Origin of the sequence: Faecalibacillus sp. H12, from assembly GCF_013361255.1 — a bacterium.
GTDB classification, from domain to species: domain Bacteria; phylum Bacillota_I; class Bacilli_A; order Erysipelotrichales; family Coprobacillaceae; genus Faecalibacillus; species Faecalibacillus intestinalis.
The window spans coordinates 149,262-173,238 of the sequence record NZ_JABWDK010000001.1 but is presented as its reverse complement, the minus strand read 5'-3'; the positions used below and the strand labels follow the sequence as shown (position 1 = coordinate 173,238).

The following is a 23,977-nucleotide window of genomic DNA, read 5'->3' as shown; positions in this document are numbered from 1 at the left end:
TTATACCATAAAGTACGGCTTCTTTCCATTGTTTTCAAGGGTTTTACCCTCTTGATAGTCCTTTTTTTACATGAGATTTCACGATACGGACAAGCAATTCCTCTACGGAAAATTTACCTAAAAATTCCCGTTCTACGATATATTGTGCAGGTTCTTTTTTAGCCAAGTTATCAGCCCCCTTAGTCAGCTATCTATTCTCAACATACGCACATAGGCTTATCCAATATGCGTATTTTTCACAATGTTACAGAAGCAGACAGACGGCTTTGGAAAGCTCCATTAGTATCTCAACTATTCCCATTCCTGTGGGCAGAACCGCACCATGCGGACGTATCATTATTCTGCGAGGATAGGTCGTGGCAAAACGACTTTTCCAACAGTCGCTCTCGGATCACTGCGTGGGTCGCTCGCTTTCTTTTGAAAAGGTCGTGGCGTACAGTCCCCGTGGCTCGCTATCTCACAAACGTATCTGTCTGCTTTATTCAGTTGTCAAAGAGCTGTGGCGAAAGCGTGTTGCTTTCATGTAAAAGCAGGTGCAGAGCAGGAAAGAGGGGATTGAACAAATCATGCTCTGCGATTACTGCTTGTTATTCTTCGGTTTCTAAAGGAATATCAAAGTCCAAAATCATTTTGATAAGTGCTTCTCTGATACGTCCTTTTAATTCCATGTCTACGACTATGCAGACATTACCATATCTGTCGTAGAACGGACGCAAACAACATTTTGATATGTACGGGTCATACAATGCTAGTATCTTTTCAATCGAATTTACGTTGCCGTCCACAGCCGACGAGATAAGGTAAAATGACGGGCGTGTGTTATTCATCATTCATGTTCTCCTTTAATTTTTTCTTGATTTCTTCAAGTGAGTTCTTCCTACTTCGGAACGACGTTGAACGGTTAATCTTTAATCTGTCGCCGCTTTCTGTATCGCTCATGCCTAAGAAGAAATACATCAACAAGATTTCTCTGTCTTTTTCAGACAGATACTTAATCGCTTCTGCTAAATCATCATCAAGGACACGAACCTCAATACCACATACATCAAAGGCGGTATAATCGCTTTCGTATTCGTCCCAGACTGCCAGCTTTTCCACGACGATTTCTGGAAGTTCACAATAGGAAATTTCCTTATTTCTTCGTCGCTTTAATTCTTTGCGATAATTACGGACAATGCCTTTCACTACACGTTTGAGCTTGCAGTCAAATTGACATTGTATTGTCTTTTGGAAGTCCGACGGTTTCATATCATCACACCCCCTTTCCGTTATGACGTGAAAAGTGTTAATCCCTCTTTCCGCACCATATCTGTACAGCAAGGTGTGATTTGTTGCATGAATTTGAAAAAAAGTGAAAAAATTTTTTCGGGTACAAAAAAAGCCCGCACAAAACATATAGTCTGTACGAGCTATTAAAGCTGTGAGATATTCAGTTGTTGATAAAATGCTGTTAGGTAGTGTATGACCGTATAAGATTATGCTTAAAACTTTCCATGACCCAAGCCCCCTTACAGCACTTGATTTTTATTACACCTTTGTTTTTTTCGTAATCTTGTAAATATATTCTTCTGGTGTAGGGCGTTTATTTCTAAAATACTTTTTGAAATTTGCCTGCACTTCTGGGTCGGTGCTATTCATAGCTTCATCAATCGTTGCTTCAATATCCGCCCGAACATCAGACAATGATACTCCGCCAGCTTTTGTACCAGCTTTTAATGTCTTTTTAATATCACGTTTTCTAAGCCCTAACATAGTTATTCCTCGTCATTATCAAATTGTTTTTCAAGTCGTTTTTGTCCTATTTTTTCAATAGAATATACAGCCCCCAAAATTAAAGTAACAAAAATGAGAGAAGAAATAAAAGTAATACCTATTACAGCAAGAAAATGTACGTCCAATATTCCAGTATATTTTTCCCCATACATAGTATAATTTCTAATTCCGTTAAAAATGGTAATCAGAACTGCTAATAGTAAAGTAGAAATTACCTTAAATTTTTTCCCAAAATATAAGTTATCCATAGAACTGTATCCAACCATTGCACCTCTGATTGAAAGATACACTATCGAAACAATCATAACAATCATTTCTGTTAAATATTCTCGTACTCCCATATCTAGCATATATGCTTTTATAAAAATAGATAGTGCTAAAATAGCAATAACCAAAATAAATGCTTCACTCTGAATTTTGTTATTTAATTGAATGATACGTTCATCTTTAATTTTATTTGTTTTCATGCTTTTATTCCTCCCAAAATAAATCGTCTAAAGTCTTATTAAGTGCTTTACAGATTGCTAAACAAAGTTTAAGTGTCGGGTTATAATTTCCAGCTTCAATCAATCCGATTGTTTGACGTGTTACACCTACTGTTTTTGCTAAATCTTCTTGACTCATATCACACTCAAGTCTAGCAATTTTTATTCTTTTATTCTTCACAATTTCACTTAATGCTCCTTTCTTTCTGTTTATACATGAATTATATATTATAAATTCCATAATGTCAAGTATATATTACATTATGGAATTTATAGATTTCATTGTATCTAACAAAATTAAAACAATAAGTAGTATGTGGGAGTATAACAACCTTTATGGACTTTTTATCCTACAATCTTCCAGTTGCTATCCTTATGTAGTACAAGCTCATACTGTGATACCTGTGTCGCTTTTGTCTGATTATCAAGGAATTTCACAGCTACCTTGACTTTTACATTGTCCCCGTCCTTTGTAAAGATAGGGTTTACCAATTCAGAATAAAGGTAGTCCCTGCCGATAGGCTCAATCACATTTCCAGATACATAGTAAGCAAGCTCTTTTTCCGTAGCTGTCGGGTACAACTTAAAGAATGTTTCCAGAAATGCGGTAGCGTCGTTTACGGTATCAGCGTCTACGCTTGCGTCTGCTTCTGGTGTCTTTGGCTCATAGTCCGATTTTTCGATTGCTGGTGCAAGGGTAGGGTTCTGAACGATTACCATATCCCCGTCAGCGTCTACATGGACTTTTACGGTATAGGTTGCTTTCACATTGCTTGTCTGTTCTCCCTCTTTTATCTGCTGATCTACTTCGTAGGTAGCAAAAAAAGTGTCCGTTCCCGACTGTTCAATACTCCATACAATCACATTTGTAACCGTGGAGCTGGTCGGTATATCCGTTCTGATTGTATCAACATTCAAGTCCTGCAATTCCTTTGTCAGATAACCGTTGATTGCCTGCGTCCTTGCTTCAATCGCTTCTTTGTTGTTATTCCATGTGTAGTAGGACTTCGCAAAATTCTTCACGAAATTTTCAATCCCGTTGGTGTCCTGCAAGCGAAGCTCAATGATTTCTTTTTCATGGGTGGTGTGCTGGTCGATAGCCGTAAAATTCTTATACACTCCAAAGCTTACGCTTGCGATAAGCACCACCCACAACGCAATCACGGTTTTCTTATGTGTGCCTACCTTAACAGTACGCACCTTTTTTTCTTTTGGTTCTTTGATAGTTTCTGTTTGTTTCTTATTCTTCTTAAACATATTTTCAAGTCCTTTCTATTGTTTTACTCGTCCTGCACCGATTAAGTGCTGTTGCCAGTAACTACTACTTAGGTCTGCATATCCTATCGGGTCGCCTGCATGATATATCTGGTTATTCCCTACATAAATTGCAACGTGCGTTACATAAGTACCAGCGTTATAGGTAGAATGGAAAAACACCAAGTCCCCAGCCTTTGCCTGCGAAAGCGGAAGATGTTGGGTAGCGTCATATTGTGCTTGTGCTGTTCTCGGTAAGGAGATACCAGCTTTTCCATAACACCATTGCGTCAGTCCCGAGCAGTCAAAGGAAGTGTTGGGATTGCTACCGCCATACACATATTTCCAGCCTTGATATTTTAACGCTTCATTCATTACCTTTTGTGCCAGCTCTCCCGATACCTGCGGAACAGTTAAATACTGATTGACTAATTCCACATAGAACATATTTCCATAGCCATACCGCCAGCCCCCGTTCTTTGCAACGGCTATCGGGTTGGTGTAGGTTACTTTCTTTCCACCCGATTTCTCACGGGCGAAGCTCTCTGCAAGATTAAAGGTATATTTCTTTCCTTTTCCTGCCACATATCCCACATAACCACCGCCATAATTATAGGACTGTATCGCTACATTCAAGTCGTCGATACCTTGATTTTGGCAGGAAGAAAGCAGGGACGCAAAATATTTACACCCCTGCTTGATTGAACTTTCTGTATCTAAAGAGTTGGGTGGTAGTCCCAAACTTTCCGAACTCTGCATAACATCTTCTGCCGTACCGCCACTTTCTACTTGAATGATAGCAAGTAGCACATTGACATACTCGGAGATACCGTTTTCTCTGGCGTATTTTTCCACCATAGGCTGATGTTTCAAAACTTCTGCGGATAAATTCATACCCGTAATGCCAGAAGAAAAGTTGCTGTTTTCGTCGTCGCTGTCCGCACTAATGAGGACACCAAAGAACAGCACCAGAGAAAAGAGGATAGGAAACAGACTGCCAATAAGAGCGATATGTTTCAGTTTCATTTTTTCTTCTGTCCTTTCTTCATTACAAGGTTACGGTTCTTTTCGGTATGTTCCGTTGTACGCTTTGATTGTTCAAAGGTCTGTGCCTTTGTGGTACGCTCTGCTTTGTAATTCTGGCGTGTTTCCTGCGATACCACTTTTTCTACATTCTGCCTATGTACTGGCTGTGCCGACTGGGTCGCTTTCTTATCAGAAGCACCAGAAGATAACGGACGCTCTTTGATAACAGTTGTCTTGACTGGCTCACTTATCTTTGAAGTGGTCGCTGTGGCAGGGCGTTTGACTTCCTGCATTTTTTCCACACTCGGCTTTGGAATGGTTGAAGCTGTGGCTGGTCGCTCATGGGGACGGGTAGCTCCCGTTGTCGCTGATCCGTCAGCCTTTCGCTGTGCCTGCCTTGCTTCTTGTGCTTTTTGAAGCTCCATACGCTTGTCAGCAATATTCTGCCTGCGTTGCTCCTGCTTTTCCAATCGTCCCGTCTGTCTGGACTGCTGTTCCTGCACCATGCCACGCTTGAAATCTGATACGCTGGACTTTGCCTTTTCCTTTGCGGAATATACCGCATAAGCGGTCTGTGTCGGCATATCCTTGATGTTTTCTTTGACAGCATTTGCCTTGTCTTTCACTTTATTTTTCGTATCTAAGACAGCACCCACCTTTGAGCCTGCACGATTTCCAAAGCTGGAAGAAGTGTTGCTTCGTGAAAAGGTATGTTTGTCTTTTTGAGGATTACTCCTTGAAGAACCATTCCCCGATAGCATAGCCCCCGTAACTGCACCCGTACCAGCTCCAACCATACTTCCATGACTAACAGCTCTAGCCATGCGTCGCTCCATGCTTCTAGCCCTATGTCGCATAAACAGATATGGTCTGCGGAATATGCGTCGTCCCATGCTTTGACTGTCATTAGCGTTCAAAGAGAACATACTCATTAAGTCGCCCAGCTTCATGTAGATACCAGCGAAACATACTATCTGCAAGAACGCCACCATAAAAAACGGATAGTCCGTGGATATGTTATAAAACATACTGGAAATGCTGAACGCCACCGTTACAATGAGCGTTATTCCTGCCCGTGTCATTATGGTATTAAACACCCTTACGATTGCCTGCTTTGCCATGCTTTCATAACTCGGTATCATGGAAAGTAGAAAACTGATAGGTAAAAACATTGCAAAGATAATAAAAAGTATCTGGCTAAACAACATCATGCCCGTAAGCAAGAATACAAATATCGTTATCCCTAAATTGAAGAACAGTAGGAAGAACACCATACCTAAACGGTTCACGACCTGCGGTATTGTCAGATTGTTGTTGTCGTTGTCCTCGATTTCTGTTTTCACGACTTCCTCTCTGGTCTTTCCGTCCTCGTCCTCTGGGCTTGCCGATACAAGAGCTTCGACACGGTCTGTTCCGATTTCCTCTGCGTTGCTGTTGCCAAATTGCAGAAGTAGCCACGGCTGTTCCACTTGAATAGAAAATAAGCTGTCCCGTATCAAGTCCACGCTGTCCTTGCCCTCGCTGTCAGAGTTAGGGAGCATGATTTTTGTTCCCAAGTCCAAAGAAGCGGTACTGATGTCCGATGAAAACTCATTTATCTTCTTGATGTAGTCGGGAGCATAGGCGATAAACGAAGCGGACAGTACGAACACCACAAGAAAATTGATAACCGCTTGAACTGCTTTGCTGGTTTCTCTTTTTATCAGTCCCGTATAGGCAACATAAATACCAATGATTAAAATTATCAGTAATAGAGAACCTACATAAAATCCCGTACTCCCGAAGCCATTTTCGGTAACACCTGCGAGGGTCTGTATGCTCTTTCCGATACTGTCTGCCATATCATTGATGAAGTCCAGTTTGTAGGCTTCCTGCACCACATAGCCCGTGGCATTGCTTAAATAAAGGCTTATCGTCCAGACAAAGTTGGTAATGCAGTAAAGCCCGTACTGTACCGATTTTCCGATACCATCCAGCCAGTTCCACGGAAGCCACGACCAGCTATTATCCACATAAAAATCAAGCTGGTAGTTGGAAAGGGGATATTTTGAGTAAAGATTTTCTGCGTTTATGGTATCGTCCACAAGCCCTGTCGCATGAGCCACCGTCCCCAGAAGTGAAAGCAGGATAAGGGAGAGTGCCACCACGAACAGAGCCATTTTGAGGAAGTGGAAAATCTTCTTTTTTGTGAACACACCTTTTATCCTTTCTTTCATCACTCCACCTCATTTCTCTGTACGGGCGGTCTGGTATCAAAGGCGTGTAGCAGTTCTTCAAAAACTGGGTGTATCTGTACCACACCGACACGTCCGTATAAGTCCTGCAATAAGCATTGTCCGTTCTCCAAATCACGAAGCCGTTTCTGGTTGTTTTCATCGTCCTTGTCGATACCGAAAAATTCTAAGGTCTGTTTTATCTCGTTGATGTCAGTAGAACGGAAAGCGAATTTTAAGCCGATATTGTTTTTCAGACTTTCCTTTGCCACGTCCCCAGAAGATTGTGTAACGAAATAAACGCCTGCCTGCATAGCTCGTCCAGCACGAACCAGCTTGTTAGAGAGCGTTTCTCCTTGTGCCACATTTAAGAACGCCCACGCTTCGTCCAAATCGACAATCTTAAAAATACTTCTGTCCGAATGGATAAAATCAAGGGCAAAGGTACTAATCACAATCAGCATAGACACCGACAATAATTCAATAGTCGTGTATTCCTCAAAGGTCGTGTCCTTATCTGGCAGTACAAGGTCGGCTACTTGAATGATATTGAGCTGGTTATCAAGGCTGATTGCATTTTCCACCGTACCGTCTGAAAACAACAGATGTGCAAAGTCGTAGTCCGTGAAGCTGTCGATATGGTCTGCGATATTTCTTGATATGGGCGTATCTTCACGGCGTAGCTCGTCTATCACATGGAGCAAGCCCCGACTGTCGCTCTGGGTAACAGAACGTACCGCTTTTCGTAACACGGGAAATTTTTCGCCGTTCCTAGAGGAAATACCTGTAAGGAATGTCAAGATGTCGATTGCCAGACTTTCAGCGTCTTTTACATTCTTCATAATCACGAATGGGTCAAGAAGTCCTGCATTTTCTTTTTCGCTTGTGAGATTGACAATGTTTATCTCATGGGCTATCTCTGGGAGCGTTTCTTTCCAGTTGCCACGCTCTGATTTTGGGTCTAGGATAACCGCTTGTCCCCCAAAGAGAACAGAGTAGTACACCAGAAGATTGTTGCAGAACGACTTCCCACCGCCAAGCGAACCGACAAAAGCACACGCAAGGGCATTTGTAACTGTGCCTTTTACGCCCTGCGAAGCTAAAGACGGTTGCAGGTACACATTTCTTCCCGTATCAACGGAATAGCCCATATAGATACCCGTAGTTTCCCCTAACTGCTGTGTCGCACCAAAACCAAGCCCAGCTAAAAAATCTGATTTTACATACTGTACATAGTCATTGATATATCGCTTGCTGGCAGGTAAAAATTCAGAATGAAGCCCCAGCATATCCCCAGCAGGACGCACCAGCTTTACATTGAGGTCGTCGTAAAAGTCCTTGACTTCATCACAACGGCGTTTCAGCTCGTCAAGATCGGGTGCAGACACCCGTATCACGTAGCTTAACTTATACATACTTTCTTTGCTCTGGTCTAAGTCCGTTTCCAGTTCGTCCACGCTGTCTAATGCGTCCACCACATTTGAGCTGGTTTCACTTCCTGCTTGATAAGCGTGATTGTCAAGGTCTTTCAATTCCTTTTTCTTGTTGCGGACTGTCGTTAATGCTTTTCGATTTTCCACAATTTCTACATTCATAGAAGTATCAACGGGGAATGTGAATTGCTGTTGCTGGAAATAGAAGATTTCACTTGACGGAAAATCAAGCTCGCCGACAATCGCATTGACGGTAAAATAGGACACATAACTTTCCTTGTCCTCATGTTCCAAGCGTAAATATCGCTGGCTTTCTTCAATCACACACCTTGTCGGACGGATAAGGTCGTAGTATTTTATCAGCGTTTCTTTCTTGTAGTTTTTCTTTGGTAGCTGGTACTCATAATCTTCATAGGCGATACCGTCCCTGCCGTAAAGATGTTCCATGAGATACCCAAAATCATTGATTTCCAAGCGACGCACCTTAAAGCGACGGGAGATTTTATTTTCCAGTAACTTTTCCATTTTCATGTAACGGTTGATTTCATCATTCGGCATGGAAACAAAATCATTCATCAGCGTGTGGTTCACTTCATGGAGAAATTCCGTGAACGTCAGCCACGCCGATTTTTTGATGTTCTTCAGATTGAACTGTTCTTCCGTAACCATGAGCTTAAAGCCAAGAAAAAAGCGGTAGTCCACTTGATTGTCCCCAATCATAGATACTAACGCTTCGGTCTGTTCGTCTATCTTCTGATAGGCAACTTCCTTTAATTTTCCAGTTACCAGCTTCTTTGACTGTTCCTGCATACTGCGGATTGAGCTTTCTGTGGCAATCTGCAAGGCATGAATTTTACCCTCACGGGACTGTGCGATAAGCTGTCGAAAGCTGTCATACACGATAAATTTCTGCTCTGCGGATAAGAAAGAATAGTTGTACGGTATCAGCTCATAGTAGGCGAATACCTCATTGTCCTTGTTCCAGACAAGGTTATTGTCAATATATTTTATCGGGAACATAGTTCACACTCCTTACTGCCGTGATTGTTTCATTGAGTATCTGCTTATGCAGTTTTACGGCTTTTCCTGCATAAGTGATTTTTGGTCGCAGGGCATAGGTTATCTGTGATTTCAAAAGGCTGTACGGCTTCTTTCCGTCAAAGGTTTTCTGCGACATGAACCAAGTGAGAGCAACGGGAATACCAAAATATTTGAGAAATGCTCCCTCAATCATGGAAAGTGGGGGAATATCCCCAAACAGAATGATGATAAATTCCGTAATCACAAACCATGTAATCTGTGTAAAAGTAACGGGAAAGGGCAAGTTAAAATCATTGATTGCATATAAGACTTTTTCCACGTTCCAGATACCCGTGTAGCTTTTAATCTTTTTCAAGTTCTTTCAGCTCCTTTCGTAAGTTCTTCAAAGAGAAAAGGACAGCCATTTTCAGACTGTCCCTTAAAGAGAAATACGCTGTCAGTAGCAACAATGCTTGTCGCTGATCTTCCAGCGTTAATATGGTATCTCGCACATACCTCGGCTTGTTTCAATGAAGCAACCGCCCATATCCAAATCTCGCCCGTAGGCTTCATAGTCAATGTAATTCTGTAAGCTGGGTGGAATATCCCCAAGTGCCTGCAATTCGTCTATGTAGTAATAGGCAACGTCTGTCATGGTTTCACAGTCTGGATAATAATAAATATCGTCCTTGTGTTCCACGACTTCTTCCAGCGTCCCGTAGTGGCTGATAAATTCGTCCAGACATTCTACGATATAGTCGGGAAGTTCCTCTATCATTTCATACATAGAGTTCAGTTCTTCAATGGAAACATACTCGCCAATCGCAATCGGGAAGTTATCGGTATCATGGATAGCGTATTCCTCATACTGTTCATTCAAGCCGATTTTTTCTTTTACATCTTCCTCGTCAATAGGAAATGTGAACCAAGCACCGACTAAATAGCCCTCATTGTATTTGCCAAGATTAGCAATATAAACCGCCATATCATCAATCATAAGCACCACCTCATTTCCTACTCTGGCAGTTCAAAGATACCGTGTTCTGTTACTAAAAATTTCCCGTGTTCCTGCAAGTGAGAAGCATAGGCTTCAAAATCGAAATAGTATTCTTGACAGTCCTCGGATAAATGCTTGAACGTCGGGTCGTTCATCAGCTTTTGCCTAGCAACATCAATCATGCTTTTGCAGTCGGGATAAACCGTAATCACGTTCCTGCAAATATAAAGTGCTTCTAAATTTTCATATATGGTAAGAAGTGCTGTATATACTTCCTGCATATCACTTGAAAGCTGGCGGTACATAAAATCTAATTCATTGAGCTGATACACGCTTGTATGTTCGTGGACTTCATCAGCATAAGGCAACACCTTTTCGATAATGCGGTAATCCCCACTTTCTGCACCGACACCTAACTTTTCTTCAAACTCTGCAATATCTATCGGCAGTTCAAACCAGTATGATATTGTTTCTTCGTCAGTTGTTCCTCTCGTTTCCACCAGTACCCTTGTTTCCTGCATTGTTCCTCACGTCCTTTCTGCTGGTTCATCACATCTTTTAAGGTCTGGTACGACATACCAAACACATACTTTGAAAAATTTTCTAACTGTTTTTCTTCATAGTCGGCAGGGTTCAGTCGTTTCATTTTCTGCCACACTTTACGCTTATGAGAGGGCAGGTCAGAAATGTATTCACAGCCGACTTTTACCTGCATATCCTTAAAAATATCGTTCATTTCATCACTCCAATCTGAAATTTTGGTAAGAAAAAAGCAGTCAATCCTAAGACTAACTGCTTTGTGTATAGGTGTATAAAATTATCATATTTTCCTAATGATTTATAACTGTTTATCAAAATACATAATTGCAAGCAATTCAAGCAAATTACGCAAACCAATAAAAAGTTCTCCAAAAAGAATTACTCGGTCAAGTGTAAACATAATTTGAATATCTATAAATAATGGTACTGATGTTGCAATCGCTAATAATATAATCAATGTCCAATTTGCTATATTAGCAGACTGATTTGCTTTTAGCTGTATCGTCAACCAGCGTTCATCACCCTTATATTCAACTTGCTTTTTTGCTTTCAATATATAAAGCCACAACGTTGCTCCTAATGCTAAAACAAGAAAAATCAAGATAATAATTTGCTCATTCATACTATTTGTCCTCCCTATGCTCGAAAACTTCATCAATAGAAACACCAAATACTTCTGCAATTTTAAATGCCAATTCTAATGACGGAGTATATTTATATTTTTCTATTGATATAACTGCTTGTCGTGAAATTCCAACTTTTTCAGCTAAATCTGCTTGTGTCCAGTCCCTTTCAGCACGTAAAACTTTAATTCTGTTCCATATCAAAGTTATCGCTCCTCTCCAAAATGTAATGTACTGATTACTTTTATTGTAATGTACTCATTACATTTTGTCAACACAAGAATACATATAGAATTATGATTTAAAGCAAATTTTCAATTTTCATTTTTTTAAATTTCTGTTCTAACATTCATAATTGATAATACAATCTAAATCCTACGCACCGATAATCTTGTTGAACAGCTCTAACAGTACATCTTTCACACCACCAGCATTGAATACCAAGCCGACAGCAATCAAGGCAACTACCAAGAAGCCGATAAGTTTGGAAAACTCACGCTTGAACCCTAAGTAGATACCGATAACCACAATCGCCATAAGCACTAAGCTCTGTGCGTTTGATAAAAACCATTGATACAAATTTTGACCGAAATTCATGTTATTTGTCCTCGCTTTCTCTTAATTGTTTCATTTCATAGTCGGCTTCTTTACCGACACTTAACATACACATCAAGACTACGCCGATACCCATTCCCAAAGATACCAGCAGTAAATCTTTTAATAATTCCCACATTTTTTCATCACTCCTAACTTTCCACCAAATCTTTTGCAGGGGTCGTCTGCTGTTTGATTATCATTTCATGCTTTTCTGTGAGCTTTGCCTGCTGTTCGATTGTTTCCATGTAGTCTGTACCGTTTCCCTTATCAATCTTTTTCAGCATTTTCAAGGTCGGTGCTACCTGCCTTTGTACCCAACGCAATGTACGGTCTAAGGTGTAAGGCTCTGGCTTTGTCGTCAGCTTCAAGCTCTGTCTGTTATCGCCGATAAACCAAGCCCAACGGTCATTGAGTTTCCAGTCATTTTTCCGCTTGTCTGGTTCTTCATCAACAAACCGCACATACTGGTTGATGATAGAAAAGGCGGTCTGCTCTGCGTCATAATAGGTCAGCAAATCTCGTACTGCATAATAGGCACGTTCATTGCGAAGCCGTATCTCAAAACGGTTGATAATGTCGGCTTCTTCCAGCGGTGTCCCTAACTTGACGTACTGCTCATAGTCCTTTTCATAGATACAGAAATACACATCTGATTTCAGCGAACCAAGATAAAGGGTACGCCCCATATATTCTCTGTCGTCCTCTCTGTGCTTGATAAGCTCGCCCGACTGGTAAAACTTATAGCTTCTGGACTTTCCAATATATTCCCGTTTCCTGCATTTTTCCGCAAGCTCTGGAATATCCAAAATGCCCGTATGGTCGTTGATAGCAAGGTCGATACGCTTCATCACGCCACCGTCTGCGAGTGCATCAATGAAGAAGTCATACCAGCTTCTTTGCTGTGCCAGCAGGTAACTTTCAAACTGCCTGCAACCACGCCCCTTTAACTCTAAAAGGACACCTTTTTCTTCGTCAGCCGACGTATAGATAAAGATGTCCCCTAAAGAATAATGCTCCGTATAACTGTAATGTCCGTAATCTTCATGGAGCATATAGTTGATATTCAGTTTTAATATATCTTTGATGATGTGCTGTATATCCAGCGTGGGAAAACGAATTTTCACATAATCAAACAGCATGGTAAGCGGTGCTTCTGGATTGAACCTTGCCAGTTCTTTATACAGAGTTTCCAGAAGTTCCTTTGACGGCTTCATTTTTCCGCTTTCTATCTTGTTGAGATATTCTCTTGTGATACCAGAAGCCACCGCCAGCCTGCCTTGTGAGATACCGTAAGCAATCCGTTTCTCCCGTAATTCTTTTATCCATTGTTCTTCATTCAGAACCATACCCCCAATCTGTAAAGTGTGAAGTTTTTTAAGGCGACTTCACAGCCGATTTTTGCTAGAAAACCATGCCAGAAACCTTATGTTTCCTATGTTTTTTGTCTATTGTCTATTTGCAAACGTACCCCTCTGTTAGATACCGAGGGGTTTTACCTGCTGGCGTGGCTTACGCCACACCAGCAACGGCTAGTCCGTGCCGTCGCCTTTCGCTTCGCACGTCGCCGTCCCGTCCTGCCTTGCGTTATTCGATTACCAGCGTGAACGCTTCTGGATCATCAACAATGTTGTATGAACCGAGCGTGTCCGCTGTCTGTGTATATCGGAAATGAAACAAAGGCTTTTGTCCTTTCATGGAAAAACGGGAACGGTACACCGTACCATATAAAGCGTTGGGCTTTGCCACATCATAGCTGAACAGAGTAGAAGCAAAATCATTCTCCCTGCATTTTTTGATGATTTCCTCTGCACACTTTTCTTTATCTGTAATGATAAGACGGTTGAGCGTAAAGGTAACGTGTTCTTCATGGAAATTTTCTGATGAAGTCCCCATACTTCCTACTACATCAATCTCACGTCCCCATTGCAGATAGGAAACCGCCACTCCCAGCACAAAAAGTACCGTGATTGTTATTATTTTTCTCTTTTTGCACATACTGTTACTGTCCTTTCTTGTAGGGTGTATTATAATACAGTCTACGATAATACATCTTATTTATCAATACAGTTGTATCTTATAATTCAAAGAAAAGACGAGGTACAGCGTATGAAGGTATATATTGATTTAGAAAATCTTTTGAAAGAGAAGAATATCAGCAAAAACAAAGTCTGTGAAGCGTGTAAATTACAGCGGACACAGCTTAATAACTATTGCAAGAACAAAGTTTCCAGAATTGACCTTACAATCCTTGCAAAGCTCTGTGATTTTCTGGAATGTTCCCCAAACGACATATTGAAATTGAAGTAGGACTGTCAGCTTTCGTTGCTTGCAGTCCTTTTTTCTTCCAGCCTGCCGATTTCTTGTAGAAAATCATGTCCTTTCGGGACTAAAGGCGTGTAAAATTCACTTATAACACTTGTTCCCACATCACAATAGCCACGCCCCTTGATACGCTTCTGAAAAAACTGCTTTTTCACATCTGAACCGAACAGCATACCGTAACCTAATTCGCTGATACGCCCAAGTCCCACACGGAAATTGAAGTTATCTCTGATACCGTCCGAGAAATACTTTGCGTCTGGACGCTGGCAGGCTACGATAAGGAAATAACCTGCTTGTCGCCCTAACATAACGATTTTCTTTAACTGGCTAAGTAAGCTCACGCTTTCTTTCGTCCCCAACATTTCAAAAAATGCCACATATTCATCAAAGATAAGAAAGCAGGGTGGCAGTCCCAAATAGGCGTAGTTTTCGCCCGTCTTATAGTTCGGGTGTCGCTTCATTTCCTCGCTTCGCTGTACCATGCCCTCATAAAAGGCATTGACGCAATCAATCATTTCTTCTTTGGTGTGATACACATTTCCCATAACTGTCCCCAAGTCTGCTAAGTCCGCATTTTTCGGGTCTAAGACGTAAAGGACAGCGTTGGTATGCAGTAGGGCTTCAATGAGCGTCAGCAGAAAATAAGTTTTACCGCCACCCGTCCCACCAGCGATAAGAGCGTGAGGGAGTGCGTCATATTCCCAGACAAGATTTTTCATCAGCCTAAGACTGCCGTTTTCTGCCCGTACTTCATCAATGGTAATACGGTTCGCTATCATATCATAAAGCAGGGTATATTCGATATAGCCGTCGTGCAGGGTCTTGTCGGTCAGTTCACAATACAAGCCACTTTCCAATTTATCCTCTAACCGTAAAAGCTGGTCTTGATATTTCCCCAGCGTAATTTCACAGCGGATATGAAGCAGTCCCTTTTCCATTTGATAATAAATCTTTGGAAACCAGACGATTTTTTCCCTTGATCTGCTTTGCCGGTCAGTAAAAAAACCGCTGTCTTGTACGGTATCGGCTTCATACCACTTATTTTCCAGTACCATTCTTGCCAGCTTTTGACGGTGCAGGAGCTTCTTGAAACTGTCGTAACAGAAGCGGTAATATAGAAAAGCGACCAATGCACAAACACCCGTCGCTATCAATATGGTTATGAAGTTGTAAGGGGAGAGCGTCAAGCCGTTTTCTAACAAGCTGAAATGCTCCCAATCAGTACGCATAAGCTGTTTGATATTGAGTAGCAAAAGAACCGCCACGAATACCACCAGAAGCATCCCTATGGAAAAGTGGTAGACAAGGTGCTTGTCGCTGGCTCTGATACGGTGTCCTTTATTCCAAATCTTACGCATAAATCAATCACTCCTTTCTGGGTACGAAAAAAGCAGTCAATCCTAAGACTAACTGCTTTGTGTGTATGGATATGAAGTTTTGCAAATGGGAATTTTATATTACTTTTAATGCAATTTCTAGTATCAACGAAAAAATACAAATTGATAAAATAATGATAACTATTTCAACATTTCCTAGTGATATAAAACATTGAAAAATCAGCATAATTCCTACTAATAATATAGCTGTTCCCTCAATTCTTGAATGTAGCTTTATGTTTTTTACCCCATTATATCTTTTGATAAGGGGCAATTTACCTTTGATAATACTGAATACCCCTAAAACCACCATTATATTACCTAGTATTAGCCCTATCATATTTACCACCTTTTCTAAATCTTTAATTTTCAGTTCTATAAATCGAAATTTTCTTGTTTAAATTTATCTTTGAAAAAGCCAATTAAAATTAAAGCAATACCAAGAATTGCAACTGGTATATAAATAATATTAGGTATATGATAAACAAATCTATCAATTCCAGACATAGCAATATAAATAATTATTCCCACACAAATTAAAATGTTTTTATCTTTCATAGCTGGTCTCCTTTACACCTTATTATTTGTCCGTTTCTTCATACCCATATTATAACAGTTCCATATATCCGCTACAATGAAAATCTATTCAGTAAGCCTATTTTTTCGGCTGTCCCTGCGGTGTATGGTTCTGTGGACTGCCTGCGTTCTGATTGCCTTTATTTTTCAACACAATATTCTCTGCCTTTACATACCAGTCCACATCTGCACCCGTATAAGTCTTTCGTGATACCGTATCGGCTACTGGATTGACAAGCTCCACAACTGCATTGTACGGAAATTCCCTTAACGGTACTTCTGGCGGTACAGACACGGGGATAATTCCACCATGCAGACTGCACTTCAAATCATAGATACGCTTTTTAAGCTGGGTACTCGGTGTCCCGTCCTCATTCTGCAAGAACACATCACGCACCGCTGTAAATTTTAATTCTCCAAATGTTTTCTCTTTGTCAATAACAAACCCGTTTGATAATCTCATAAATTCTTCACTCCTTTACTTTTCTTCAACTGCTACAATATCATCAGCAAGCAACACATAATCGGTATGTCCCATATCCCCGATTGCGTAACCTCTGCCATATAACTTCGGATTGACAAGTTTTACTTTCTGCTCATACTTGAACTTCTTTTCGCCAGCCTGCACGGGAATTTCTACCACAACATTTTCGCCTTTCTGTACGTCGGAATAAAGGTTATAGCTTCGTTTGGCTAAGACTCTGCGATTATTTTTATCTCTTTCAAAGACTGGCTCGCTTTCGCCTGCAAATTCAAGAGTTCCAAAAGACTGTGCCATATCTGGCACGACATATTTCATTTCCATATTGTTTTACCTCGTTTCTTTCTATATTTGATAAGTTTTTTAATTGTGATTTCTTATTCTGGCGGTTTGGGAAGTACCAGCAATCCCCCAGATAGTAAAGGGTAAAATCAATGCTTACGCACCCTTGACTATCCGTGTTCTTGCAGGTTGTAGGCAGACAAGCCAGAATAAGCAAAAATCTGCCGTTTGACAGCTTCGGCGGAGAGCGTGATTTTCCTTTTCTCATACCGTTACCGCCTTATGATTTCTTCATTTTACGGCGTTTGTAAAGATATGTTCCAGCCAGTCCACCAGCAGACGCAAGCAACATCACGATAAATGCCATTACATTTGTACTGTCGCCCGTTTTAGGACTGTCGCTAGGTCTGTTAGGCTTTTCCGGTGTCGGTGGTGTTTCGGGTTTCTCTGGTTCTTCTGGCTTTTCCTTAAAAGTAATCGTCTGTCCCTTATCCTCAATATCCTTATGCTCGGTAACTTTCTTCGGCTCGTCTGGATTGCTTAAATCGTATAATTCCTCAAAAGTTACAAGCTGTTTGCCGTCAAGAGAAGTAGCGTCAAACGTAAAAGCAGCTTCCACTTTCATAGTTTCGCTGTCAGCAATAAAAGTGTAATCACTTTCCACACGTTTTCCATTGATAAGAAGTTCTGCATTTTCTTCTTTCAACATCTGCCAGCCCACAAGTTTGTACTGTGTACCGACTTCTAAGCCCTCTAAGGTTACGGTATCAATGATTGTAACGTCTTTTCCTGCTTTAAGCTCTTTGTTGCCGTCCTTATCGGTAGCGGTAGTATGTATCTTGATGATACGCTTTGTGATAAGTACCGTTTGCCCGTCGTCCTCAATGTCTTTGTGTTCTGCAACTTTTACGGGTTCGTCTGGATTGCTGAAATCATATAATTCTTCAAAGGTAACAAGGTTTTTGCCACCTAAAGCAGACGCATTGAATGTATAGGAAATTTCCACTTTCATTTCTTCATCATCAGCGACAAAGGTATAATCGTTTTCTACACATTTCCCGTCAATGATAAGCTCGGCGTTTTCTTCCTTTAACATCTGCCAGCCTTTCAACTGATACTTTGTGCCTTTTGTAAGTCCGTCTAGTTTGACAGTATCAACGATTGTAACCTCTTTTCCTGCAAGGATAGTCTTTTCGCCGTCTTTGCTGGTCGCTGTGGTATGGATAGAGATTTCTTTTTCGTATTCGTCAGTCAAAGTCCCTAAATCAATCACAAGATTATTTCTTGCTACCACGATTTCAAAAGGTGGGATAAGTTCAAAGCCTTTGTTACTGTTGCAACGCATTTCTTCAATGATGTAGGTGTCATAAGGTAATGCACCCTTGCTGTCGCCTGGTTCAGAAGTTCCAAACCACACACCGTCCTCACTGGTCTTTCCTGCGTTTGTATTGTGCTTATGAGAAGCCCATTCAGCAGAAGTGGAGAATTGCCCGTTATCATCAGTTACCACTACATGATTTTCGCCCGTTGTCTTGCTTGTGATCCTAAAGGGAACATCAGCAAGACGCTTGTGTGTGCCTGCACCGATTTTTACGCCCTCAATATCTCCACGCTTAATCTGATTGTAGATAGAATGGGCTTTGTCGGTTAAGTCCACGATTTTTCCATTTTCTGTGATTGTAAAATCAATCGGTTTTGCACCGTCTGTCAAATATCCATTTGGAGCTTCACTTTCAACGATACGGAATTTTCCATAAGGTAAGAGGTCAGCAGAAGTAGAAGCGACACCCTCAATATCTGTACGAATAGTTTTTACGACTTCATTTTTCTTGTATAGCTTGCCCTCAACCAAGACAGAATTATCATTTAAGGAAATGATGTCAAAGACAGTATCTTTCAGAGTGGCACTTCCTTGTGGCTTTGTATCGCCCGTTTCTAAATCTCGTTTCTGAATTTTGACACCGCCACGGATAACCTTGTCTGATACGGAAAACTGGTTACTTCCAGATAATACGGCAAGGTCGCCGTCCTCGGTAATCTGTGTTACATATAAGCCTTTTATCTGTTCGGACTTATCGCCAGCCTGCATATATGCACCGTCTAACAAGTAGCCGTTTGGAGCTTTTGTTTCCTCAACGGTTAGTGTCCCAAGTGGAAGAACGGCTTTGCCCTCCTGCATATAGAAGCTGTCGCCAGACACCTTGTATGCGTCCGCTAATTTTGTGATGTAGTGAGTTGTCCCGTCGCTGTCTGTTTCAGCGATTGTCTTTGTAACCCATGTACGATTAGCTTCGGCAGGGAGATTGTCTTTATTATAGAAGCCAGCATAATACTTCCATGTAAATTCCGCACCTGCTAAAGAAGCGTTCCCCTGCGGATTGTCTTTCTGTGTTTCCATATCTATTTTGAAAAGCTCAATCAAAGTGTCTGTTACTTTTGGTGTATCTGATACTTTCAAGGTTGCTGTTTCGCCAGCTTTGATTGTCAATGAATAGATTGTTTTATCCACTTTATATCCTGCTGGTGCGGATAATTCCTTGATATAGACTGTGCCAGCCGTTACCTCTGCAACATCTGTATTTCCGTTTTCATCAGTCGTAAGGGTGGCAAGCTGTTTCGTGCAGTCCTTATCAGAAAAGACACCGTATGTTGCACCAGCAACAGAGTAATTCCCGTTACCGTCTGTAATGCTGGTATTACTGGAAGTCTTTTGCAGTTTCGCATTTCCAACATTCAGTTTCGCCCAGAATTGCCCTAATTCCTGCCCCTCGCCAGAGTAGATATAACCGCCACATTCATAGCGTCCTTTATTCTCTTTGACAAAGGCTTTTGCACCAGAGAAAACTTCGTCCTGCGTAGCCTTTGGAATTTCATTATAAGAAGCTCGCACGTTATCACATTGCCAGCCAAGATGTACGCTCAATCTCTGCCAGACTACACATTGTTCCAACAGATAGACTTGTTTATAGTTCAATTCCTTGTGAGCTTCGCCATACTGTTTGACATACTCTAAGGATAACGCCACATCTGAAATCTGGTCGGCACTCATGCGTGAGCTTGCGTCAGCTCTGGTCTTGTAGCCGTTCTTAAAATCTGTATTGATGTCAATACAATAGGCAGTTTCGCCCTCGACTTTCATATAGCCCTCATTGAATGTCGAACCGATAGAACCGTCATTCATTACTTTTTCAATGATACCGACACGCTCTGCACTTTCCGTCCAGTATTGCTTGCTTTCTGCATGAACGGGTGTAGTCGGTAAAGCAGTAACGACAGTTGCAAGAGCTAAGAAGCCCGTACACAATCGTTTTAACATCTTTTTCATAAATCTAATGCTCCTTTCATTTTGGGTATAAAAATAGACGCTCATTTCTGAACGTCTACATTACTGAAAGGCTTGTCCTCTCACACATATTCTATTTTAATAGGTACAACAGTTGCCTTTCTCTTTGTATTTTCGTTGTTTTCATTACTTGCGTTATCTACAACCCCCATAGGATGGTGTTGATACAAGTGCTAAAACTTCTCCTGTTTTTGGATTGAGAGCAACAGATGCACTTTTATCATTTTGATATTCATTATAAAGGCTTTGTTGTAAATCAATATCAATTGTTAGTGTAATATCTTGTGGACTCATTTTAACTTCTTTATGACAAAGTTCTTTAATAACTTTATCATTTTTATCAACCAATTCAATTTTACCAGATGTGATTCCTTTTAGCTTTTCTTCATAAGCCGCTTCAATCCCATTTCTTCCAATGACTGAAGTCGAATTATAGCCTTCATTTTTATGTTTTTTTAAATCTTCAGCATTAACATTTTGAACATAGCCTACGATATGTGAAGCCACCTTATCGTAAGGATACGTACGAATACTCACTGTCGAAATTTTAACGCCGTTGATACCTAAAATATTCTTATTGATTAAATCGTTTTTAGTTGCTTCAGAAACAGTTTTGATAGGTACAAAAGAATCATCATTAATCCAAGATGCACTCATTTTCTTTTGAAGGGTTTCAACATCTGTTTCTAAATACTGTGCAATTTGTCCATAATCATTTTCACCATTTAGTTTTCCTTTTACAAGTCCAACAGAATAACCTTTTCCATCTTCAGCAAGAACTTTTCCATTTCTATCTAAAATACGTCCTCTTTTTTTAGGATTATATGTTGTTATTTTTATTTTGCACCCATCAGTATACCCATCCATAATTAGATTTTTATTAAATTGGATTTGTTCATCTTTGACCCCTACTTTATTTCGATAAGTGATTCTTCCTGCAAGGGTATCAATATAGATTAAATATTCAATGACACTATCTTGTTCATCTAAGATTTTTATTTGAATATTTTTTGCATCAATTTCTTCATAAAATTCTTTATATTTTTCAACAAAGTATTTTTGTGTAGGTGTATAGACTGTTTTTTGATTCAACATTTGATACATTTGTTTATAATCTTTCTTTTTTAAAAGTTCAAAATACTCTGTAACAACTTGTTCATTACTTTTCCCTTGATTAAACACAAAAAACACAGAAACCATCAGTAAAACACAGGCACTTATTCCAATGATCCATTTCTTTTTATCTTTCATTTCTACTGTCCTCCTACAGAATATGCATAATCTTCATTTGTTGAAACGTCTTTTTCAATAACAGGATCACACTTTACTAAACCAATATCTCCTGGTACACGATAACCAACAAAGGCTACCAAATAACAATCCTTTCCCTTTTTTATACGATAATGATATGTAATATCCATGGTTTCCGTTTCACCTAAATAGGTAATTGTCGATGTATAGGTCATTTCAACATAGAAATCATTAATATCTCCCGCTAAAACTTTGATTTGTTTAATTTGCCCCGTTTCTTGTGCTCTATCTTGTTTAAATAATTTTAAAGAATGAAAATAGGCATCTCTTGTCACAACATAAAAGTCATTGGATGATGAAGGAACTTTAAAAAGAGATTCTCTATCATCAAAATCAGGTAATGTTGAGTCTTTTTTCAAATAAGCAACCATTTTATTAACAAGCTCTTTGGCTTGTTTTCGATAGTCATTATCAATTTCTTCTTGTTCTTTTTTATCTTCTTTATAGGTCCCGCAATAAAGAGTTACGCTTGAATCATTTTGAAGATTATAAATTTGAATTGTCCCATTTTTATCTAAAAGATTATCTTCATTTAAAATACAGTTTTCATCTAAGGCAATAATATATTGAGCTTCTTCATCTTTAGATAAAGTTAAAGCAATCGTCCCATTTTGTTTTGTTTCATCTGCATCAAAATATTGCGTTTTATTTTTTATTTTTAAAGTTAATTGTCCTGCATTTTCTTTAAGATATGTTTTTGTTTCACCGTTATTTTTATTAAACCATTCCCCTTGCAATGTAGGAAAAATATTAAAATATGAAATTCCATCACCACGATCGCCAAAAGTAGATACATACACTTTCTTTTGATTTTCTTCGTTATTATAAGTAAAAACGTAACAATCATTCGTAAGCCATTTTCCATGATAACCTTTCATTTCTGTAGAAACAGTATCACTTTTTCTAGCAAAGCATAAATAGGTATAATGGTAAATATCTAGGCGATGTTGATCGTCATCATACTTTAAAACAGCTCTGTTTTTTAAATTTGAAGAAAAAGATGAAATTTCTTCATCTTTTTGAAAATACTGAAATCCAAAAATAGAAATTACAACAAATCCTAAACAGCCTATTAAAACATATTGAATCTTAATCTTCTTTTTCTTAATTAGACAATAATTAATGAAAAGACAACATAAAATAATGAGATTAAATATAATTTGATTCATTGAATGAATATATTCAAATCCAAATCTTTTTAAGATAACTAAATAACCAAGTTGTAAGACCAATAATGAACAACCTATAACACTGGTAAATAAAGAAATTAAAAATGAACTCTTCTTAATTTTTGTTTCTTCTATATCATTTTCTAATTGATCTAAATCATTAAGATCAACGAATAAAATCTTTTGATTTTTCTTTAAAAGTATAAAATCTTTATAATTAATTCTTTTAAATTGTGGAAAACTATAAAAAATAGCTTCTTCATTTTCTTGATAAGTCATTCCATTATCTTTAAATGTATAAAAGACTTCATGTTCTTTAAAAAAGTTGCTTTTACAAAAAATTTGCATAAAAGGAAATAATATGAGAATAATTCCTAAAACAATAAAACTTTTACCAAGAATATCTACATAATGATGAATATACTGTTGAAGTGGTAAAAAAGCAAAACCTCCTAAGATAAACATAATTCCTATAAAATTGAATAGCCAATAAGCCTTGCTTTCGAAATAATGATCTCTCAAATATTTTTTATAATACTTCTTTTTTATTAAAAAGTTTTTCTCATATAGAGCATTTTGAACTTTATTTTCTTTTCCTTTCAATAAATCATCAACACTTATATCAAGAATACTTGCTAGATCGACAAGAATTGAAATATCGGGTAACCCTACCCCGGTTTCCCATTTAGAAATTGTCTTATTAGAAACAGATAATCTTTCTGCCAGTTCCCCTTGAGTCATTCCTTTTTCTTTTCTTCTCTTTGCAATTACTTTTCCAATTTTTTTACTATCCATATAAACAACTCCCTTACACCTATCATACTAAAAACTTTCTTTAAAAGATACAACATTCCATCTAGAGAATATGTCTACGAAGCGTAGAATTCCTTGATATTACATGCTTTTTTTAAAAAATTGATTAAAAATGAATTTTATATTTTTTCATCTATTCCTCATTTTTTAAAGGTTTTCTTTTATCTCTTATATAAATTTTAGCATGTGCTAAACACATAAAACAAATCATATAAAACTGTGGAAAGTTTGAAAACATTGTTATAATTCGATTAAAGCCATAAACTAACAAACAAATCAAAAAAAAGAATCATTAATAATAAAATTGTATTTCTTTTTATATTAATTGAGATTTTTTCTTCGC

Annotated in this window: 29 protein-coding genes; 1 reads left to right on the top strand and 28 read right to left on the bottom strand. The window is 39.1% G+C overall.

The window, feature by feature from the left end:
* Positions 1-43: 43 nt before the first annotated feature.
* The 20 genes from HUU89_RS15230 to HUU89_RS00925 all read right to left on the bottom strand — a co-directional run bounded on the left by HUU89_RS15230 (position 44) and on the right by HUU89_RS00925 (position 13,956).
* A complete protein-coding gene (locus HUU89_RS15230; protein ID WP_002323371.1) occupies positions 44-166 on the bottom strand; it encodes a hypothetical protein in 123 nt (40 codons plus the stop codon).
* Positions 167-587: 421 nt separating this feature from the next.
* Positions 588-830: a helix-turn-helix domain-containing protein gene (locus HUU89_RS01015; RefSeq protein WP_008393959.1), complete on the bottom strand. Its 243-nt coding sequence runs from the start codon at positions 828-830 to the stop codon at positions 588-590.
* Positions 820-1,248 (bottom strand): RNA polymerase sigma factor, encoded by a 429-nt coding sequence (locus HUU89_RS01010; RefSeq protein ID WP_175300748.1) that lies wholly within the window; start codon positions 1,246-1,248, stop codon positions 820-822. The genes HUU89_RS01015 and HUU89_RS01010 overlap by 11 nt, the downstream gene beginning before the upstream one ends.
* 279 nt (positions 1,249-1,527) lie before the next feature.
* Positions 1,528-1,752: a hypothetical protein gene (locus HUU89_RS01005; protein WP_175300747.1), complete on the bottom strand. Its 225-nt coding sequence runs from the start codon at positions 1,750-1,752 to the stop codon at positions 1,528-1,530.
* Positions 1,753-1,754: 2 nt separating this feature from the next.
* On the bottom strand, positions 1,755-2,240 hold the full coding sequence (locus tag HUU89_RS01000; RefSeq protein ID WP_175300746.1) for a DUF6773 family protein: 486 nt from the start codon (positions 2,238-2,240) through the stop codon (positions 1,755-1,757).
* Between the two features lie 4 nt (positions 2,241-2,244).
* Positions 2,245-2,439 (bottom strand): helix-turn-helix transcriptional regulator, encoded by a 195-nt coding sequence (locus HUU89_RS14845; RefSeq protein ID WP_044930013.1) that lies wholly within the window; start codon positions 2,437-2,439, stop codon positions 2,245-2,247.
* A gap of 164 nt (positions 2,440-2,603) precedes the next feature.
* Positions 2,604-3,515: a conjugal transfer protein gene (locus tag HUU89_RS00990; protein WP_175300745.1), complete on the bottom strand. Its 912-nt coding sequence runs from the start codon at positions 3,513-3,515 to the stop codon at positions 2,604-2,606.
* Positions 3,516-3,530: 15 nt separating this feature from the next.
* The gene (locus HUU89_RS00985) at positions 3,531-4,538 is read right to left on the bottom strand and encodes a lysozyme family protein (RefSeq protein ID WP_118044156.1); all 1,008 of its coding nucleotides are present in this window, start codon (positions 4,536-4,538) and stop codon (positions 3,531-3,533) included.
* Positions 4,535-6,754, bottom strand: coding sequence for a CD3337/EF1877 family mobilome membrane protein (locus HUU89_RS00980; protein ID WP_175300744.1), 2,220 nt, complete (start codon positions 6,752-6,754; stop codon positions 4,535-4,537). Before HUU89_RS00980 ends, HUU89_RS00985 begins: the two co-directional genes overlap by 4 nt.
* Positions 6,754-9,204: an ATP-binding protein gene (locus HUU89_RS00975; RefSeq protein ID WP_175300743.1), complete on the bottom strand. Its 2,451-nt coding sequence runs from the start codon at positions 9,202-9,204 to the stop codon at positions 6,754-6,756. The genes HUU89_RS00980 and HUU89_RS00975 overlap by 1 nt, the downstream gene beginning before the upstream one ends.
* Positions 9,182-9,580 (bottom strand): conjugal transfer protein, encoded by a 399-nt coding sequence (locus tag HUU89_RS00970; protein WP_175300742.1) that lies wholly within the window; start codon positions 9,578-9,580, stop codon positions 9,182-9,184. Before HUU89_RS00970 ends, HUU89_RS00975 begins: the two co-directional genes overlap by 23 nt.
* Positions 9,581-9,697: 117 nt before the next feature.
* Positions 9,698-10,201, bottom strand: a complete 504-nt coding sequence (locus HUU89_RS00965; RefSeq protein WP_003417623.1) for an antirestriction protein ArdA — start codon at positions 10,199-10,201, stop codon at positions 9,698-9,700.
* Positions 10,202-10,218: 17 nt separating this feature from the next.
* Positions 10,219-10,722, bottom strand: coding sequence for an antirestriction protein ArdA (locus HUU89_RS00960; RefSeq protein ID WP_175300741.1), 504 nt, complete (start codon positions 10,720-10,722; stop codon positions 10,219-10,221).
* Entirely contained in the window at positions 10,641-10,937 is a 297-nt protein-coding gene (locus HUU89_RS00955) for a conjugal transfer protein (protein WP_175300740.1), read from the bottom strand. Before HUU89_RS00955 ends, HUU89_RS00960 begins: the two co-directional genes overlap by 82 nt.
* A 102-nt stretch (positions 10,938-11,039) precedes the next feature.
* Positions 11,040-11,363 carry a hypothetical protein gene (locus HUU89_RS00950; RefSeq protein ID WP_119235645.1) on the bottom strand — a complete coding sequence of 108 codons (324 nt, stop codon included), beginning with the start codon at positions 11,361-11,363 and terminating at the stop codon, positions 11,040-11,042.
* Position 11,364: 1 nt separating this feature from the next.
* Positions 11,365-11,568 (bottom strand): helix-turn-helix transcriptional regulator, encoded by a 204-nt coding sequence (locus HUU89_RS00945; RefSeq protein ID WP_055061724.1) that lies wholly within the window; start codon positions 11,566-11,568, stop codon positions 11,365-11,367.
* Positions 11,569-11,739: 171 nt separating this feature from the next.
* A complete protein-coding gene (locus tag HUU89_RS00940) occupies positions 11,740-11,961 on the bottom strand; it encodes a hypothetical protein (protein ID WP_002323342.1) in 222 nt (73 codons plus the stop codon).
* 1 nt (position 11,962) lies between these two features.
* Positions 11,963-12,097: a DUF3789 domain-containing protein gene (locus HUU89_RS00935; RefSeq protein ID WP_117950056.1), complete on the bottom strand. Its 135-nt coding sequence runs from the start codon at positions 12,095-12,097 to the stop codon at positions 11,963-11,965.
* A 13-nt stretch (positions 12,098-12,110) separates the two neighbouring features.
* Positions 12,111-13,307: a MobT family relaxase gene (gene mobT / locus HUU89_RS00930; protein WP_175300739.1), complete on the bottom strand. Its 1,197-nt coding sequence runs from the start codon at positions 13,305-13,307 to the stop codon at positions 12,111-12,113.
* Between the two features lie 238 nt (positions 13,308-13,545).
* Positions 13,546-13,956 (bottom strand): hypothetical protein, encoded by a 411-nt coding sequence (locus tag HUU89_RS00925; protein ID WP_005428610.1) that lies wholly within the window; start codon positions 13,954-13,956, stop codon positions 13,546-13,548.
* A 111-nt stretch (positions 13,957-14,067) separates the two neighbouring features.
* On the opposite strand from HUU89_RS00925, the gene HUU89_RS00920 reads away from it, so the two are divergent.
* Positions 14,068-14,268: a helix-turn-helix domain-containing protein gene (locus tag HUU89_RS00920; RefSeq protein ID WP_028088192.1), complete on the top strand. Its 201-nt coding sequence runs from the start codon at positions 14,068-14,070 to the stop codon at positions 14,266-14,268.
* A 5-nt stretch (positions 14,269-14,273) separates the two neighbouring features.
* Here HUU89_RS00920 and HUU89_RS00915 read toward each other — a convergent pair whose 3' ends face one another.
* The 8 genes from HUU89_RS00915 to HUU89_RS00880 form a co-directional block, all read right to left on the bottom strand.
* Entirely contained in the window at positions 14,274-15,641 is a 1,368-nt protein-coding gene (locus HUU89_RS00915; protein WP_005428608.1) for an FtsK/SpoIIIE domain-containing protein, read from the bottom strand.
* Between the two features lie 94 nt (positions 15,642-15,735).
* Positions 15,736-15,999 carry a hypothetical protein gene (locus HUU89_RS00910; RefSeq protein ID WP_005428607.1) on the bottom strand — a complete coding sequence of 88 codons (264 nt, stop codon included), beginning with the start codon at positions 15,997-15,999 and terminating at the stop codon, positions 15,736-15,738.
* Positions 16,000-16,034: 35 nt separating this feature from the next.
* Entirely contained in the window at positions 16,035-16,217 is a 183-nt protein-coding gene (locus HUU89_RS00905; protein WP_005428606.1) for a hypothetical protein, read from the bottom strand.
* A gap of 97 nt (positions 16,218-16,314) precedes the next feature.
* Positions 16,315-16,698 carry a YdcP family protein gene (locus tag HUU89_RS00900; RefSeq protein WP_005428605.1) on the bottom strand — a complete coding sequence of 128 codons (384 nt, stop codon included), beginning with the start codon at positions 16,696-16,698 and terminating at the stop codon, positions 16,315-16,317.
* A gap of 15 nt (positions 16,699-16,713) precedes the next feature.
* Complete coding sequence (locus tag HUU89_RS00895) at positions 16,714-17,040, bottom strand: YdcP family protein (RefSeq protein WP_015552780.1); 327 nt, start codon at positions 17,038-17,040, stop codon at positions 16,714-16,716.
* Positions 17,041-17,278: 238 nt separating this feature from the next.
* On the bottom strand, positions 17,279-20,323 hold the full coding sequence (locus tag HUU89_RS00890; RefSeq protein WP_175300738.1) for an SrtB-anchored collagen-binding adhesin: 3,045 nt from the start codon (positions 20,321-20,323) through the stop codon (positions 17,279-17,281).
* A 153-nt stretch (positions 20,324-20,476) separates the two neighbouring features.
* Complete coding sequence (locus HUU89_RS00885) at positions 20,477-21,592, bottom strand: NTF2-like N-terminal transpeptidase domain-containing protein (protein WP_175300737.1); 1,116 nt, start codon at positions 21,590-21,592, stop codon at positions 20,477-20,479.
* A gap of 2 nt (positions 21,593-21,594) precedes the next feature.
* A complete protein-coding gene (locus HUU89_RS00880; RefSeq protein ID WP_175300736.1) occupies positions 21,595-23,616 on the bottom strand; it encodes a helix-turn-helix domain-containing protein in 2,022 nt (673 codons plus the stop codon).
* Between the last annotated feature and the right edge of the window lie 361 nt (positions 23,617-23,977).